This window comes from Leucobacter shiyiweii (genome assembly GCF_052446065.1).
Classification (GTDB): domain Bacteria; phylum Actinomycetota; class Actinomycetes; order Actinomycetales; family Microbacteriaceae; genus Leucobacter.
Genome location: NZ_CM127080.1, coordinates 1,430,030 through 1,445,771 on the forward strand (window position 1 = coordinate 1,430,030; position 15,742 = coordinate 1,445,771).

Sequence of the window (15,742 nt, forward strand, 5' to 3'; positions counted from 1 at the left end):
GCCTCGGGAGCCCCTCGGTGCTAGCTGGGCACCGCGACCTGGCCGCGAATCGCCTCCCAGATCGCTGCCGAGCTCGTATGCTCGCCGAGCAAATTGGCCTTCCCTGCCCCGTGGTAATCGCTCGCACCTGTGACTTGCAACCCGTGCGCATCGGCAAATTCTGCAAGCACCGGGATCCACTCGCTTCGATTCTCAGGGTGATCGAGTTCGATGCCCCACAATCCGGCATCGACCAGGGTCGCGAGCGCCGAAAGATCAACCGCCCGGCGGTGCCGGCCCGCAGCTGGGTGGGCGAGCACGGCGACTCCGCCGGCATCGCGCACCATGCGAATCGCCTCAACTGTGTCGATCGCGTACGTCGGCAAGTAGTACGGCGAGCCCGGACGCAGCACGTCGGCAAAGGCGGCAGTGCGGTCTGCGAAGTAGCCCGCAGTGACGAGCGCGTCGGCGATGTGCGGTCGACCCACGGTGCGCGCTGAACCTTCGGCGTTCACCGTTTCCCAGACGATGTCGTAGTCAACGCCGAGGCGACGCACCATCTCTCGCGCGCGACCAACCCGCGACTCACGCACCCGTGCGAGCGCGATATTCAGATCCTCGTGACTCGGGTCAAGCCCATAAGCCAACAGGTGAGTGGATCGCCCCTCGTGCAGCGTGGTAATCTCCATGCCCGGCAGAAACGCTAGACCCGCAGCGCTTGCCGCGGCGCGTGCCTCTTCCCAGCCCTCCGTGGTGTCGTGGTCGGTAAGGGCAAAACCAGCGAGTCCCAGCGACGCGGCGAGCTGCGAAATCTCGCTCGGAGTCGTCGTGCCGTCGGAGTGAACGGAATGGGTGTGCAGGTCGAAACGCAGAAGCTCCGACGAAGAACCGTCAGTCTGCAGCCGAATGCTCATCCTCCCATCGTATTGTCTCTGGGCGACGCATCAGCGACCGGTGAAAGAATGGAAGGCATGACTTACAGCGAGACCGAAGCGGGCACGCACGAATTGGCCACCCACGAATTGGCCACCCACGAAGCTGAGATCGACAACAGCAGTCGTAGCACCACTCCTAGCGGTGATGGGTTTCTCCACTACGTGATGTCAGGCTGGGCCGAGCGCGACCAACCGCTCCCCTCCGCACGGCCGGCGGCAGCATTCGCGGCGAGGCGTCGCGCGGCTCTCGGTGCCCAGTTCGTCGGAGAGCGGCTCGTCATCGCAGCGGGAGTTATGAAGCAACGCTCGAACGATACGTTCTACCCGTTCCGCGCCCACAGCGCATTCGCTCATCTGACGGGATGGGGCAGCGACGCAGAACCCGGCGCGATACTTGTGCTCGACCCGGTGGGAATGCCGGGCGCCGAGCCCGGCATCAAGCCTGTGGTGGAGCCTGCGGTCGAGCCTGTGGTCGAGACACTGGTCGACCGTGGAGTTGCATCTGACGTTGATGGTGGATCCGCCGAAACGCACGTGGCGACTCTGTACTTTCGCGAGAGCGCCGGCCGCGACTCAGATGAGTTTTTCGCGAACTCCGAAATCGGCGAGTTCTGGATCGGTGATCGCCCATCGCTTTCTCAGGTGGCGGCTGATCTCGGCATCCGAACTGCACCGCTCGATTCCTTCGCGGCGGCCGACGGGGACCGCACACTCAGTGACACCGAGCTCGCGCGCGTCACGTCTGAAATGCGACTTGTGAAGGATGAGTTTGAGGTGAGCGAGTTGCGATCGGCCGTTGACGCGACCGCCCGCGGCTTTGATGATGTGCTCGGCGCGCTCGGCGAGGCCGCGCGAACGCCCCGCGGAGAACGCGTGGTTGAGGGGGTCTTCAACCAGCGCGCGAGGCTCGACGGCAACACCGTAGGCTACGAGACGATTGCGGCGGCAGGCGACCACGCCTGCACGTTGCACTGGGTGCGTAACGACGGCGACGTGCGCGACGGCGAACTACTCTTGCTTGACGCCGGCGTTGAGCTCGACAGTCTGTACACCGCCGATATTACTCGCACGGTGCCTATCTCGGGCACCTTCACCGAAGTGCAGCGTCGAGTCTACGAGGCAGTGCTTGAAGCTGCAGACGCGGCTCGAGCGATCGTGAGGCCTGGGATCCGCTTCGGTGATGTGCACGACGCAGCGATGCGCGTTATTGAACGGAAGACCCGCGAGTGGGGCTTGCTGCCCGCTGCCTCTCAGGGTGATACCACGCCCTACCATCGTCGCTACATGGTTCACGGAACGAGCCACCATCTCGGGCTAGACGTACACGATTGCGCCCAGGCGAGGCGCGAGATGTACCTCGACGGCGTTGTAGAGGCTGGAATGGTGTTCACCATTGAACCCGGGCTCTATTTCCAACCCGATGATCTCACTGCGCCCTATGAGTATCGCGGCATCGGAGTGCGCATCGAAGATGACATCCTCGTTACTGAAGACGGATGCATCAACCTGTCAGCGGCGATTCCTCGCACCCCGGAAGCTGTCGAGCAATGGGTGCGGGCGTCAGGACGACGCGACGCGTCGGAGTAGCCTGCAGTGCCGCCCACGGCGGCAGCCCACAAAGCACCGCGTGGGGTGCGGGCGTCAGGACGACGCGACGCGTCGGAGTAGCCCGCAGTGCCGCCCACGGCGGCAGCCCACAAAGCACCGCGTGGGGTGCGGGCGTCAGGACGACGCGACGCGTCGGAGAAATCATCCCTGCAGCAGGGGCAGCAGCCGAATGCACCGGCACATTCGGGAATGAGTGGGATTTCGATAGCGATCATAATCGCACTTGTATTTCGAGAGCGAATACAGGTGAGCCTGCATTAACGCGACTTCCCGAATTACCCGCCTTCGTGGGATTTGTGCGCTCAATTCCCATGTCACTTATACTTCTTGTTACTCTCCCCATTTGGCTTCATTTCTTCTGAGTCGAATGCAACATATGTCGGGAATTCATCACGCATGACTGAAATTGCAAGGACATCTCATGGCAAAACGCATTACTGAAATACTGGTCGACGATATTGACGGAACCGAAATTGCCGCCGGCGCCGGCGGTACTGTGAAGTTCTCGTTTGAGGGCGTGAACTACGAAATCGATCTCACCGACGAACACGTCAAGGAAATGCGGGAGGCTTTGTCGCCTTATCTCGTGGTCGCGCGCAAAACAGGAAACACTCCACGTTCCGCATCGCGCGCAAGTGCGCGAGTCGGCACGGGGGGAACTTCAAATGTCAAGGCGATGCGTACCTGGCTGCGCGCGCAGGGCCTGGAGGTATCTGACCGGGGCCGCATTCCCGCTGCGCTCATCGCTCAGTACGAGACCGCGCACTAGGCAGTTACTCCACGACAGGTTCGAGCGCCACTGGCTAGGCGAGAATTTCTCGGGCCTGTTGCACGAGACCGGGCGTGGCAATTAGGTCATATCTTGTAGCCACAAATTGCATAACTGACGAAAAGTCTCTTCTATTTCGATTCATAGCATATGACAGCACGCCGAACAGCATGCCAAATCCGGCACCAATTGCTATTGCCGATATAAAGACTCCGAATATCGCGGAATTCTCTGGCTGAAAGATGAATAGCAACAGTCCGAGAAAGAGACCCAAATATGCACCGGATAGGGCTCCCATCAGAGCAACACGAGCGTACGTGAGCTTTCCAGTCACACGTTCAACGCTGCGCACGTCGTTGCCAAGAATCGACACCTCATTGACGGGGAAGTTTGCGCGCGCGAGACGATCAACCGCATGCATAGCATCGGCATAGTGGTCATAGGTGGAGACGACCTCACCTTTGGGCAGTTCGGGCATCTGCGGCAGGCGGCGCATTGCGCCGGGGCTTGAATTGCTCATGCGGCGATTCTCCCATGATTGATCCGTAATTTCGTCGTAGCCACGACATTCCCTGCCTACCAGTGAGACTCGAGCTAAGCAGTCGAAACCGCTAATCGTCCGGATTCCGAGACCCTCCAGGTGGCGCAGTGCTCCCCTGGTCTGGCCTCGGAAATCGCCCGGCACGGTCAGGTGGCACAGTGCTCCCCTGATCTGGCGCTGGTTGCGGTTCTGGTGGCGATTTCGGTTGCGATTCCGATGGCGAGGACGATGACGATGACGATGACGATTGCCCGGTGTAGTAGAACTCGGGACGATCAGCGTGATCAACCCCCAGCGGGCTCGTCCAGATCAGGGTGCCGCCACTCTCTTGCCGCACCGACCAACGTGCTGTGTCTAACAGATCCGGGTGTTTCAGCGCGTGGTGGCGCCGGCACAGGAACGCCTGATTTTCAAGTCGAGTCTCCCCACCGTTCATCCACTCGACGGTGTGATCGACATCGCAGTAGTGGGTCGGCATGCGGCACCCGGGGAACCGGCAGTGCTGGTCGCGGGCCTCGAGCGTGCGCCGCATCGCCTCCGTGAGCCGGTAGCGGTCGGTGCCCGTCACCCCGCCGTCTTCGTTCAACCCCACCCGGTTCCATCCGGGCGCGATCGCGGAGAGCTGTCTTGCGGTGACCCCGTCGATCGGCCCATACCCGGAGAGGGTGGCGTGTTCAGCGCCTTCCCCGGTCGGTAGCAGCAGTGTGATCGTGGGGGTGATGCCGTGAATTCCGCTTCGATGGGTTGGAGCCCGCCACGCGCGGCCCGCTCCCCCGGCGCCCACGCGACCGGCACCTACGCTCCCGGTCGCGTGAGCAACCTCAGCGCAGGCTTCGGCAGCGTCGCCACCGCCACCGCCACCGCCACCGGCACCACCACCGGCACCACCGGCACCACCGGCAAAGCTGGCACAGTTCTGCCCCGCGTCCTCACACGGATTCCCGGTCACGCCAGTGAGCAGCAAATCGGCGAAGATGTCGGCGCGGAGCTGATCCATCCCCCGCGTATCGGCACCCGGGTCAGCGGCACCTGTCGCGCCGATCGCCCGTTTCGTAGCGCGTGCACCTTTTGAAAGTCGATCGAAAATGCCATAGGCCAGCACCGCGGACACTTCCGCCCCGACTTCCGCCATCCCGTCGTCCAGTTCCCGCACCCACACCCGCCGACACGCGACTGCCTGCTCGTGACGCACGTCGAGCGAGACCGGGTTCAGCGATTCCGCGACGCTACGCAGTTTCGTTCGCAACCTCCCCGGAGTGAGCTCCGTGGCGAGTTCCAACGCCCGCGCCTCAAACCAGGCCCGCGCCGACGCCCCCTCAGCCCCACCCGGGAGCGCCGACCCCGCAGCTACGATCGCGCGCACATGCGCCGTGGTGACCTGCCCAGCTCCCAACGCCGTCAACACACTCGGGAACCGGGTCGCAAGGTTCCACGCCTGCGCACACTGCTCAAGCAACGCACGGTCACTCACATGCACCCGAGTTGCGCACTCCGCAACGAACGACCGCAACACCACATCGTGCGAATCCGAAGCAGCCGGCACCACCTCCTCGCGCACGTGCTGCGACAACGCCACGATCTTCGCGAGCGCCCGCGCCTGATCAGCCTCAGCCTCGGCCTTGCGTTTGGTCGCCGCCACCCAGTCATCGCGATACCCGGCAAGTAACGCCAAATCATAATCGTGGATCAAGCCAGGCCCGCCAACCTTCCAACGCCCGCCTCGACCCCCACCCGCGCCCTCAATAGGTGTTTCACCAGTGACACCGACATCACCCGGTCCGCCGGCGGCATCTGTAGAAACAAATCGCACCCGAGACGCGGGTGCACCACCACCGAGCGAATCCCCCGTGCCCGCAACGCCCAGACCACCAGCAGCAGCACCAACAGGCGCCGAACTGGCCAGGCCAACCGACCCGGCTTCGCCGCGAGTGGGATCGTCTTCGAACATATGTACAGTCAACCAGGCACTACTGACATTCACGACTCGTTAGCGCCCAGCCTGGATCCAAAGATTCGCCCGAATCCTCATTAGGCACCCTACAAAGAGCAAGGTACTTACCGCTGGTGCTTGCCGGTACCAGCTTCACAGCTCACAGTGTCGTATTCCAATGAGTCGACCGAACAACACGGCTAGTCTTGACATGTGAGCAGTTCGCGTATTTTCGTGCGTCGACTCGCCGGCCGCGGCGTGTTCGACCCCGTCGGCGACCGTATTGGCAAGGTTCGCGACGTACTCGTGGTTTATCGGGCAGCAGCGGCCCCGCGGGTTGTCGGGCTTATCGTCGAGATCCCCGGCAAACGCCGCGTGTTTGTGCCGATTGGACGCATCACCTCGATCGGCGCAGGGCAAATCATCGCGACCGGACTCATCAACGTGCGCCGCTTTGAGCAGCGTCGCGGCGAGACGCGCATGATCGCCGAAATGATGGGGCGCGAGGTTCACTTGGCTGAGCTCACCGGCGTCGCCACGATCGAAGACGCGGCGATCGATCGCACACGCTCGGGCGAGTGGATCGTATCCGAGGTGTTTGTTCGACTTCCCAAGCCGTCGGCACCCTTCGCCCGTGGCGATTCTCGCATCGTGCGCTGGGCCGACTTGCGACTCCCGACAGACTCACCGAACGCTCAGTCGGCGGAGTCTCTGATTCAGACCCTGGTAGATCTGAAACCCGCTGACCTCGCAGAGGCGCTCCTCGAGCTTCCAAATGCCCGCATGCTTGAGGTCGTGAGTGAGTTGCCAGACAACCGAGTTGCCGACGCCCTCGAGGAGATGACCGAGACCGACCAGGTGGCGATCCTCGGGCAGGTTTCGAATCACCGCGCTGCCGACGTGCTCGATGAGATGGAGGCTGATGACGCAGCCGACCTCATCGCCGCGCTTCCCGCAGCTCAGGGCGAGGAACTTCTTGAGCTCATGGAGCCCGAGGAAGCCGAAGACGTGCGTCGGCTTCTCGAGTATCACGCCGACACCGCTGGCGGCCTCATGAGCCCGTCGCCCATCGTCTTGTCTGCGGAGTCGAGCGTCGCCGAAGGCCTCGCGATGATTCGCCGCACCGAAATTCCCCCAGCGATGGCTTCCGCGGTCTTCGTAACGCTTCCGCCATACGAGACCCCGACCGGCGAATACGTTGGCATGGCCCACTTCCAGCGCATGCTTCGCTACCCGCCGCACGAGCGCTTGTCGGCGCTCATCGACACCGAGATCGAGGCGGTTTCCGTGCACGCGAGCGCCGCCGAAGTCGCCCGGCGTCTCGCCAGCTACGACTTGGTCGCACTGCCAGTCGTTGACGATCAACAACGACTGGTCGGCGTCGTGACCATCGACGACGTGCTCGATCACCTCCTTCCCGATGACTGGCGGCACGCGGTTGACGAAACGCCCCTGCCTGGAGCGCACCGATGAACCCCGCAAAGCGCCAGACGGCGATGGACTCTCCGACCATCCCAACGCGTCGCACCGAACGCCGCTTCGGCCTGTTTCGACGGGGCGACGGAGGGGGCAACGAGCGGTTTGGTCGCTGGACCGAGGGAATCGCCCGTGGCATGGGCACCCCGTGGTTCCTCCTCGGCCTCACCATCTTCGCAATGGCGTGGCTCGCATGGAACACGATCGCGCCAGAGCAACTGCGCTTCGACTCCGCGGCGCTCGGTTTCACCGCTCTGACGCTCATCCTCTCTCTCCAGGCTTCCTACGCCGCCCCGATGATCCTGCTTGCGCAGAACCGACAAGACGACCGAGACCGAGTGCAGATCGAACAGGATCGGCAGCGGGCCGAACGCAATCTCGCCGACACCGAGTTCTTGGCCCGCGAGGTTGTCGCATTGCGGATCGCCCTCAAAGATCTGCCCGACCGCGACTTCCTGCGCGCCGAGCTCCGGGCGCTCCTGGCTGACCTCGAACTCGAGCGTGAACTGAATCGCCAAGAAGCAACGACCGAATATCCCGCGCACGGAGATGAGCCCTCAGAGAGCAGCTTCCCAGTGTCAGAGCATCCCGACCGCCCTCACGCCGTTAAGCCCGACACAGAAGCCAATGACACGCGCAGCTGACCGCTCGTCGGCAAGCGTCACCGAGCAGGCCGTCTGGCGGGCGCTGGACTCCGTCAGAGACCCGGAGATCCTTCGCCCCATCACCGACCTCGGCATGGTGCGCGCGGTTGCGGTTAACGACGCTGGTCACGCCTCCGTAGATATCTCACTGACGATCGCCGGGTGCCCGGCCGCGCAACGCATCCGGGCTGAGACGGAAGCTGCGACCCTGTCGGCGCCGGGAGTCACTGGCGCACGTATCGGTGTCGACGTAATGTCACCGACTGAGCGCGCAGAGTTCACGGAACGCGTGCGCGGCTCACGCACGCAGCGTGTATCGCAGTTCGGCCCCTCCTCGCTCACCCGGGTGATCACCGTCACGAGCGGCAAGGGCGGCGTCGGCAAGTCATCAGTCACCGTTTCGCTCGCGACCGCGCTCGCGGCGCGTGGGCTCTCCGTGGGTCTCATCGATGCCGACGTCTTTGGCTTCTCGATGCCGGGCCTCATGGGCCTGAGTCACGGCGGAAGCATGGTGCAGCCCACTCGCGTCGACGACCTCATTCTTCCTCCCGTCGCCCACGGCGTGAAGGTCATCTCGATCGGAATGTTTCTTGGCGATGCCGACCCCCGACAAACCGCCGTGTCGTGGCGCGGCCCCATGCTACACCGCACCATCGAGCAGTTTTTACGCGACGTTTGGTTTGGCGACCTCGACGTATTGCTGCTCGACCTGCCACCCGGCACCGGCGACGTGGCGATCAGCGTGGGTCAGTTGTTGCCTCAGGCTGAGGTACTCGTCGTCACAACACCGCAGGAGGCCGCGGCCGACGTGGCAGTTCGCAGCGCTCTTGTTGCACGGCAGACCGGCCAGCGGGTGATCGGCGTGATCGAGAACATGGCCGGACTCGCACAGCCAGACGGCACAGTGCTCGACCTGTTTGGCACCGGCGGTGGCGAGCTCGTGGCGGATCGCCTCAGCTCCGACGAGCACGGTGTCGTGCCGCTGCTCGGCAGCATCCCGCTCAGCCCTGAGTTTCGCGCATCCGGAGATGCCGGTCAGCCTGCGGTGCTTGCCCTGCCGCACGATGCCGCGGCGCGTGAACTCAACCGCATCGCCGGGGCACTTGCGGCACAGGGCCGCGGGCTCGCGGGTAAGCCACTCGGCGTGTCAGTGCGCGACGCGCGCTGATCCACCCTTTAAGAGTCGCAGCCGAGCGGCGCAGGGCGGCCAAACAGGTAGCCCTGAAACGAGTCAACACCGAGTTCGCGGAGCAGGAGAAACTGCTCACGGGTCTCGACACCCTCAACCACAACCTTCAGCTGCATCACGTGAGCTAGCTCCACGATGGCCTGCACGATCGCCGCACCGTTACTGTCTTCGGTGATGGGCAGCACGAAGGAGCGATCGATCTTCAACTGGTCGACCGGCAACCGCACCAGGTAGCTGAGCGAGGAGTGCCCAGTGCCAAAGTCATCGAGGGCGACCTGCACCCCTGTCTCGCGCAGCTCATCAAGCACCTGTATGGAGCGCTCGATATCGTCGTGCATGAGACTCTCGGTCACCTCAACCTTGAGTCGCGATGCTGGCGCGCCATGCCGGGCGAGGGCCGCGCGCACGGAATCGGGGAAATTGCGGGGGTTCAACTGCCGTTCGCTCACGTTCACCGACAGCGTGAGATGCTGCTGGGGCGCGCTCCGAGCCCACTCGCCCAGGATCCGGCACGCCTCGTCTAAGACCCAGGTGCCGAGGTCAACGATCAAGCCCGACTGTTCGGCCAACGGAATGAAATCGCCGGGCGGCACGAGCCCGCGTTCGGGATGCTGCCAGCGCACCAATGCCTCGTAGCCCTCGACGGTTCCCGCAATATCAACAATGGGTTGAATAAAGAGTCGCAGTTCGTCGTGCGCCACGGCGTGACGGAGCTCAAGCAGCATCTTCGTTCGCTCGCGGATTTCCTCCACCATCTCGGGCTCAAACTTGCTGGGCTGATGGGTGCCTCGCGACATCGAGACGCGCCGCCGAGCGATCTCCGCCTGTTGGTAGACCTCTTCGCCGCTCCGGCTCCCTCCGCCGCCGCAGAGAGCGAAACCCACCCGAACGGCCGGCTCGAGCGAGAAACCGAGATCGAGTCGAATCGTGGTGCCCACCTCAAACACGACCTGTTCGGCGAGAATCATCGCCTGCCCTTCGGCTTCGAAACGATCCTTACCCAGCTCATCAAAAATCAGGGCGAACACCGAATTGTCGATGCGTGCAACCTCGGCGGGTCGCGGCTGCATGCCAATCAGCCGTTCAGCGGTGTGCAGCAGCAGCCGATCGCCCTCGGGATACCCGAATGCATCATTCAAGACCCCGAGGTCTTCGAGCGCCACCGTGACGAATGCTCGATACCCGTTCGAGCGATCCGCTGTGCACTCGTTCAAGCGTTCAAGCATCGCGGTGCGGTTCAGCAGACCGGTCAGTGGATCACGGTAGGCCAATTCACGCATACGCCTGCTGGCCGCGTGCAGTTTGGTGGTGTCGGTGCGCAACGCGATGTACCGTTCGGGCCTGCCGCGCTCATCGAGCATTGGAACGATCGTGGTCGCTACCCAGTACTCGCTGCCGTCCTTCGCGCGATTGCACAGCTCGCGTTGCCATACCTCGCCGCGGCCGATGGTCGCCCACATCTCTTTCCAGAACTCACGCGGGTGATGGCCCGAGTTCACGATGTTCTGGGGTGCCCCGATGAGCTCCTCACGAGTGAACTTCGAGAGCTCGACGAATTTGCTGTTCGCCTCAAGAATGATGCCTCGGCGGTCTGTAATCGCGACGATCGAGTGCGCGTCGACCGCAGAGCCCAGATCTTTGAGGGTTCGCTGGAGCGAGGCGTTCTCTTTGAGCACACGCGAAATCGACTCGTTCGCCAGTATTTCGGGATCGAGTTTTGTTTCAGTGGTCACGTAGCTTCCTCGTCAAAGTAAACGATTCCGCCTGGTTCGTCTGTGTGTGCCATCGCTGCACCAAGTCCAGCGACTGCGGCTGCGGTGCCAGCAGCTGCGGTTGCGCCCTCCGCAGCAGCGGCGTCTGCCCCGGCTGCGCTTGGCCCTCCGCCAATCCGACGGGTCTGGCTGGCCTGTGCGGCGCGGCTGCGCCTGGCCTCAGCCTGGGCTTCTTTTTCGTCTTCGAGCAGCGCGTCGCGAATGATGCGTCTGGGGTCATACTGCCGAGGGTCGAGCTGCTTCCAGTCGACCTCGTCAAACTCGGGGCCCATCTCGTCGCGAAGCCGATCCTTCGCGCCATCGGCCATGCGCTTGACACTGCGTACCAGCTCTCCGAGTTTCTTCGCATACATGGGCAAACGCTCTGGACCCAACACGAACATGGCGATCACCAGGATCACCAGGATCTTGTCGATCGTCAAGCCCATGCAGCAATAGTAGTGCAGCCAAGCCGTCCAAACCGACTTGGCCGCGCGCCGCCATACTCCGCGTCAGTGCGAGAGGTAACGTAGAGGCATTCGCGCCCGAACACCTGATCACGGAGGAACAGTGAGTCGCCTCGAACGTAACTGGCAGTATGCCGAGCAGTATCCCAATGAGTCGGAGGCTCAGGTACGTGCGCGTCGACTGTCGCTCGAGATCGGCGTCGAGCCGGTGAGCCGCGCGGTGGCCGCTCAGCTGTCGGGCCTGGCTGCGGCCACCCGCGCGCGCGCCATCTGCGAGGTGGGCACTGGTGTGGGGCTCAGCGGCCTGTCACTCTTGCGGTTCGTTCCCGAGGCCACACTGACCTCGATTGAGATCGAGGCCGAGCATTTGCGCCAAGCCCGCACAGTGTTTGCCGAGGCCGGGATCCCCTCGGCCCACCTGCGCCTCATCCAGGGGGACGCACTGCAGGTGCTCCCCCGACTCAACCTCGGCTCCTACGACCTGGTGCTCGTCGACGCAGACGCCGCGAATCTTCTCGATTGCTTCGAACATGCGCTGCAGATCGTGCGCCCCGGCGGCACCGTGTTGGTTCCGAATGCCTTCGCCCACGGCCAGGTAACCGACCCCGCCGCTCGCGACGAGGTGGCTCAGAACATGCGCGACCTTCTCACCACTGTGGGTGAGTCGCCCGCCATCGCCACGGTGCTCTCGCCCGCCGGCGACGGGCTACTGATGCTCACGCGGCTCGAGGTGTGAGACGAAGAAATAACGAAACCCCCGCCCATACTCGGGCGGGGGTTTCGTGCATATCGGGGTGTTGGTGCTAGCCGTCGACGACGGCAGAAAGCACGTCGCGCAACTCCTTCGCCTCTGCATCATTGACAGAAACTACCAAACGGCCGCCGCCCTCGAGCGGAACCCGAACTACGATTACACGACTTTCTCGAACCGCTTCCATCGGGCCATCGCCGGTCCTCGGTTTCATTGCCGCCATTGCATCTCCTTGCTTGTGCGTCGGTATCTCAATTGTATCGGTTGAGAGATGGCCGAGGGTAACCCCCGCTTGGGGCCCACGTCACATTTCGCCAGTGAGCCAGGCTCGGAGTGCCAGTGCGGTGCGTTCGATCTGTAGTTTTGGAACTCGCTCGTCGTCGGCATGCGCGAGCAGCGGATCGCCAGGTCCGAAGTTCACCGCGGGAATTCCAAGCGCTGAAAAGCGCGACACATCGGTCCATCCGACCTTCGCGCTGGGCTCCCCACCCACCGCGCGCACGAGGCTCTGAGCGAGCGGGTCATCGAGGCCGGGTCGCGCCCCGGGTGCGAGATCCACTATCTCGACCTCGTCGGCATCGGCAAAAAACTCACGCACGAAGGCGACCGCCTCGTCGATCGTGCGACTCGGCGCGAAGCGGTAGTTCACCTCGATATCGCACTGATCGGGAATGACGTTCCCCGCGACCCCACCCGAGACGCGCACAGCGTTCAGCCCCTCACGGTAGTCAAGTCCGTCGACGGTGAGAGTCGGAGCCTCGAAACGCGCGAGCTTGCCCAGCGTTTCCGATGCCCGGTGGATCGCGTTCACGCCCATCCAGCTGCGCGCCGAGTGCGCCCGTGTGCCCAGCAGGGTCACTCGCGCCCGAAGGGTTCCGTTGCAGCCGCCCTCGATCGAGCCATTCGTGGGTTCGCCAAGGATCGCGAGGTCACCGGCGAAAAGGTGTGGTGCGTTCGCGAGCGCCCGACCCAAGCCATTGAGCTCGCTCGCGACCTCCTCGTGGTCGTACCAGACCCAGGTCAGATCGACCGCGGGCTCACTCACCTCCAAGGCCAGAGAGAGCTGTACCGCTACCCCCGCCTTCATGTCGACCGTACCGCGGCCCCAAATCACCGGCTCGCCTGTCACCGGGTCAAGCTCATCGCGCACGGGCAGGTTCTCATTGATCGGCACGGTGTCGAGGTGACCCGCGATCACCACTCGACGTTCGCGACCCAACTCGGTGCGGGCAATGAGCGTATCGCCGTCGCGGGTGACATGGAGGTGCGGGGCGTCCTGCAGCAGGCGCTCGACCGCGTCTGCGATACGTCGTTCGTCGCCCGATACCGACGCGATGTTGCAGAGCTGTTTGGTGAGATCCACCGGCCCGGCTGCGGGATCGAGTTCGAGAGTTTCTGACGCGTTGCTCACCCTACTAGCCTAGAGGCATGACTGAATCGCGCTTTGCCTGGGCCGCTGGCCTCGCCACCATCGCTTCCGACGGCACTACGCTCGACGCGTGGTTTCCCGCCCCTGAACTCGGCCGACGCCCGGCGGATCGCGATCCACTGATCGCCCCCACCAGCCTCGAAGAACTCGCCGGGCTCGATAACGCGCGTGGCGTCGAGCTGCGGTTCGTGAATCTAGAAATCGACCTTGATGCAGCGCCCACCAGCACCGAAGACGCCTACCTACGTCTGCATCTGCTCTCGCACTGCCTGGTACAGCCGAACACCATCAACCTCGATGGCATCTTTGGCGCGTTGCCCAACGTTGCGTGGACGACAGCCGGGCCCATGCTGCCTGAGGAATACGCGAAGCGCCTGCCGGCGCTGAAGCGTGCCGGCATCACCGCCGTGGGACTCGATAAGTTCCCGCGGCTCACCGATTACGTGGTGCCGAAGGGCGTGCGGATTGCTGACACTTCGCGGGTGCGTCTCGGCGCACACCTCGCGCCCGGCACCACCGTCATGCACGAAGGGTTCGTGAATTTCAACGCAGGCACCCTGGGCGCCTCTATGGTGGAGGGTCGCATCTCTCAGGGGGTCGTGGTGGGCGATGGCTCTGACATCGGCGGAGGCGCGTCGATCATGGGCACACTTTCGGGCGGCGGCACCGAACGAGTGCGCGTGGGAGAGAGAGCCCTGCTCGGCGCAAACTCGGGCATCGGCATCTCAATCGGCGACGACACCGTAGTGGAGGCCGGTCTCTACGTGACAGCCGGAACCAAGGTGCGCCTGCCGCGCGGCACGGTCGAATCTGCCGGCGAGCCTGTCGACACGAAAGCGAATGAGCTCTCAGGTGTGCCGAACCTACTATTCCGCCGCAACTCGATGACTGGGGCAGTTGAGGCCCTGCCACGTACCGGCCACGGCATCGTGCTCAACGCCGCGCTTCACGCGTAGGCGGGGGATCCGGTCCCTCCAGGGCGCTTCCGCACTCCCTCGCCGCTCGATTCCTGACCCCTCCCCGACCCGTTCCCATTTCCCCGAACCATTCCCATTCCCACCTCCGCAAGGGGACACAAATGGTTCTGTGAAGCCGGTCTCAGCGCCATTCGCGTCCCCCTGCGGACTGGGGTATGTGGATAAGGCGGGAATCAGCGCTTAAGCTGTGGATGCCCAGTCCTGCGCTTGTGCAGATCAGGTCAGGCTGGTGGCATGGCTGTTCATTCCCCACTGCCCGAGGGGCTCGGCAGCGAGTTCTCCGTCGCTGAAGCCCATCGCTTCGGCGTGACCCCAAGCCGCCTTCGTGGCACCGACCTGGATCGACCGTTCCACGGCGTGCGATCAAGGCGGCTAGATGAACACCTCCGGCTCAACGTCTACGAACAACGAAGGGCGCGCGAGCGCGAGCTCATTCGACTGCTCTCCCTCCGGCTCCTTCCTGGCCAATTTTTCAGCCACCGAAGTGCGGCCATCCTGTGGGGTGTCCCTCTGCCCCAACGGTCACAGCTAGCCCCGCACGTCAGCGTGCTGTCACCCGGTCGAGCACCACGGGTGCGCGGAGCCATCGGACATCGCCTCGAGCTCAACCGCAGTTTGCCGACAGAGTGCGCGGGTGTGCCCCTTACGCATCCGGCCTGCACTTGGGCGATGTTAGCTGCGGACGGAATGTCCGTCTCCGACCTCGTGATCGCGGGAGATTTCCTCGCCCGCGTAAATAGACCGGGATACGGCCGACCTGGTGCCGGGACGCCTCCTCTGGCAAGCCTGGCTGAGCTGCAAGCGGTGACTGATCTGGGCCGATGGGATGGTGCGGCGCGCCTCCGCGAAGCTCTACCTCTGATCAGAGAAGATGCCTGGTCGCCCAGGGAAACGCTAACCCGACTCACACTGATTCGCGCGGGCCTCCCGGAGCCGGCACTCAACCTCGATGTGTTCGATACCGACGGTACATTTCTCGCCTGCCTCGATATGGCCTATGAACAATTTCTGGTCGGTGTGGAGTATCACGGGGTTCAACACGCCGATCGCTACTCCCAAGATGTCGAGCGTCTTGCTGGTCTGCGGGATGCGGGCTGGACCATGATCGAGGTCACTCGTTCCTTGGCTGGCCGGCCGTGGGTGGTCGCCGCACGCGTTGAACGTGCACTGACCGAACGTGGTTGGGAGCGCCAGAGCTAGAACTGTCAGCGCAGCACAGGAACCTTCCGGTGACGTGCCACACGCCACCATGGCTGGTCTCCAGACAGGCGAAACGATTGTCGAGGTTCAAGCGCC

At 63.5% G+C, this 15,742-nt stretch carries 15 protein-coding genes; 8 read left to right on the forward strand and 7 right to left on the reverse strand.

Translation table 11 applies throughout. From position 1 onward, the window contains the following. Positions 1-20: 20 nt before the first annotated feature. Entirely contained in the window at positions 21-893 is an 873-nt protein-coding gene (locus ACTNFJ_RS06625) for a PHP domain-containing protein (protein ID WP_435905618.1), read from the reverse strand. 57 nt (positions 894-950) lie between these two features. Between ACTNFJ_RS06625 and ACTNFJ_RS06630 the strand changes: the two genes are divergently transcribed. Both ACTNFJ_RS06630 and ACTNFJ_RS06635 read left to right on the forward strand, forming a co-directional pair. Then, a complete protein-coding gene (locus tag ACTNFJ_RS06630; protein WP_435905619.1) occupies positions 951-2,501 on the forward strand; it encodes an aminopeptidase P family protein in 1,551 nt (516 codons plus the stop codon). 442 nt (positions 2,502-2,943) lie between these two features. Continuing rightward, complete coding sequence (locus tag ACTNFJ_RS06635) at positions 2,944-3,291, forward strand: histone-like nucleoid-structuring protein Lsr2 (RefSeq protein WP_435905620.1); 348 nt, start codon at positions 2,944-2,946, stop codon at positions 3,289-3,291. A 34-nt stretch (positions 3,292-3,325) separates the two neighbouring features. On the opposite strand, the gene ACTNFJ_RS06640 is transcribed toward ACTNFJ_RS06635, so the two are convergent. After that, a complete protein-coding gene (locus ACTNFJ_RS06640) occupies positions 3,326-3,811 on the reverse strand; it encodes a YflT domain-containing protein (protein ID WP_435905621.1) in 486 nt (161 codons plus the stop codon). Positions 3,812-3,902: 91 nt separating this feature from the next. Then, a complete protein-coding gene (locus ACTNFJ_RS06645; RefSeq protein ID WP_435905622.1) occupies positions 3,903-5,780 on the reverse strand; it encodes an HNH endonuclease signature motif containing protein in 1,878 nt (625 codons plus the stop codon). A gap of 195 nt (positions 5,781-5,975) precedes the next feature. On the opposite strand from ACTNFJ_RS06645, the gene ACTNFJ_RS06650 reads away from it, so the two are divergent. The 3 genes from ACTNFJ_RS06650 to ACTNFJ_RS06660 are packed head-to-tail and all read left to right on the forward strand — an operon-like array spanning position 5,976 to position 9,050. Beyond that, a complete protein-coding gene (locus ACTNFJ_RS06650) occupies positions 5,976-7,235 on the forward strand; it encodes a magnesium transporter MgtE N-terminal domain-containing protein (protein ID WP_435905623.1) in 1,260 nt (419 codons plus the stop codon). After that, positions 7,232-7,882, forward strand: coding sequence for a DUF1003 domain-containing protein (locus ACTNFJ_RS06655; protein ID WP_435905624.1), 651 nt, complete (start codon positions 7,232-7,234; stop codon positions 7,880-7,882). The genes ACTNFJ_RS06650 and ACTNFJ_RS06655 overlap by 4 nt, the downstream gene beginning before the upstream one ends. Continuing rightward, positions 7,866-9,050, forward strand: coding sequence for an Mrp/NBP35 family ATP-binding protein (locus ACTNFJ_RS06660; protein WP_435905625.1), 1,185 nt, complete (start codon positions 7,866-7,868; stop codon positions 9,048-9,050). Before ACTNFJ_RS06655 ends, ACTNFJ_RS06660 begins: the two co-directional genes overlap by 17 nt. An 8-nt stretch (positions 9,051-9,058) precedes the next feature. Here ACTNFJ_RS06660 and ACTNFJ_RS06665 read toward each other — a convergent pair whose 3' ends face one another. Both ACTNFJ_RS06665 and ACTNFJ_RS06670 read right to left on the reverse strand, forming a co-directional pair. After that, the gene (locus ACTNFJ_RS06665) at positions 9,059-10,804 is read right to left on the reverse strand and encodes a putative bifunctional diguanylate cyclase/phosphodiesterase (RefSeq protein ID WP_435905626.1); all 1,746 of its coding nucleotides are present in this window, start codon (positions 10,802-10,804) and stop codon (positions 9,059-9,061) included. After that, positions 10,801-11,271, reverse strand: a complete 471-nt coding sequence (locus ACTNFJ_RS06670; RefSeq protein WP_435905627.1) for a twin-arginine translocase TatA/TatE family subunit — start codon at positions 11,269-11,271, stop codon at positions 10,801-10,803. Before ACTNFJ_RS06670 ends, ACTNFJ_RS06665 begins: the two co-directional genes overlap by 4 nt. 121 nt (positions 11,272-11,392) lie before the next feature. Between ACTNFJ_RS06670 and ACTNFJ_RS06675 the strand changes: the two genes are divergently transcribed. After that, on the forward strand, positions 11,393-12,025 hold the full coding sequence (locus ACTNFJ_RS06675) for an O-methyltransferase (protein ID WP_435905628.1): 633 nt from the start codon (positions 11,393-11,395) through the stop codon (positions 12,023-12,025). A gap of 67 nt (positions 12,026-12,092) precedes the next feature. On the opposite strand, the gene ACTNFJ_RS06680 is transcribed toward ACTNFJ_RS06675, so the two are convergent. Both ACTNFJ_RS06680 and dapE read right to left on the reverse strand, forming a co-directional pair. After that, positions 12,093-12,263: a DUF3117 domain-containing protein gene (locus ACTNFJ_RS06680; RefSeq protein WP_433647283.1), complete on the reverse strand. Its 171-nt coding sequence runs from the start codon at positions 12,261-12,263 to the stop codon at positions 12,093-12,095. 81 nt (positions 12,264-12,344) lie between these two features. After that, on the reverse strand, positions 12,345-13,451 hold the full coding sequence (dapE, locus tag ACTNFJ_RS06685; RefSeq protein WP_435905629.1) for a succinyl-diaminopimelate desuccinylase: 1,107 nt from the start codon (positions 13,449-13,451) through the stop codon (positions 12,345-12,347). 17 nt (positions 13,452-13,468) lie between these two features. Between dapE and dapD the strand changes: the two genes are divergently transcribed. Both dapD and ACTNFJ_RS06695 read left to right on the forward strand, forming a co-directional pair. Further along, positions 13,469-14,425: a 2,3,4,5-tetrahydropyridine-2,6-dicarboxylate N-succinyltransferase gene (gene dapD / locus ACTNFJ_RS06690; protein ID WP_435905630.1), complete on the forward strand. Its 957-nt coding sequence runs from the start codon at positions 13,469-13,471 to the stop codon at positions 14,423-14,425. 255 nt (positions 14,426-14,680) lie between these two features. Further along, positions 14,681-15,646, forward strand: a complete 966-nt coding sequence (locus tag ACTNFJ_RS06695; protein ID WP_435905631.1) for an endonuclease domain-containing protein — start codon at positions 14,681-14,683, stop codon at positions 15,644-15,646. Positions 15,647-15,742: the final 96 nt, after the last annotated feature.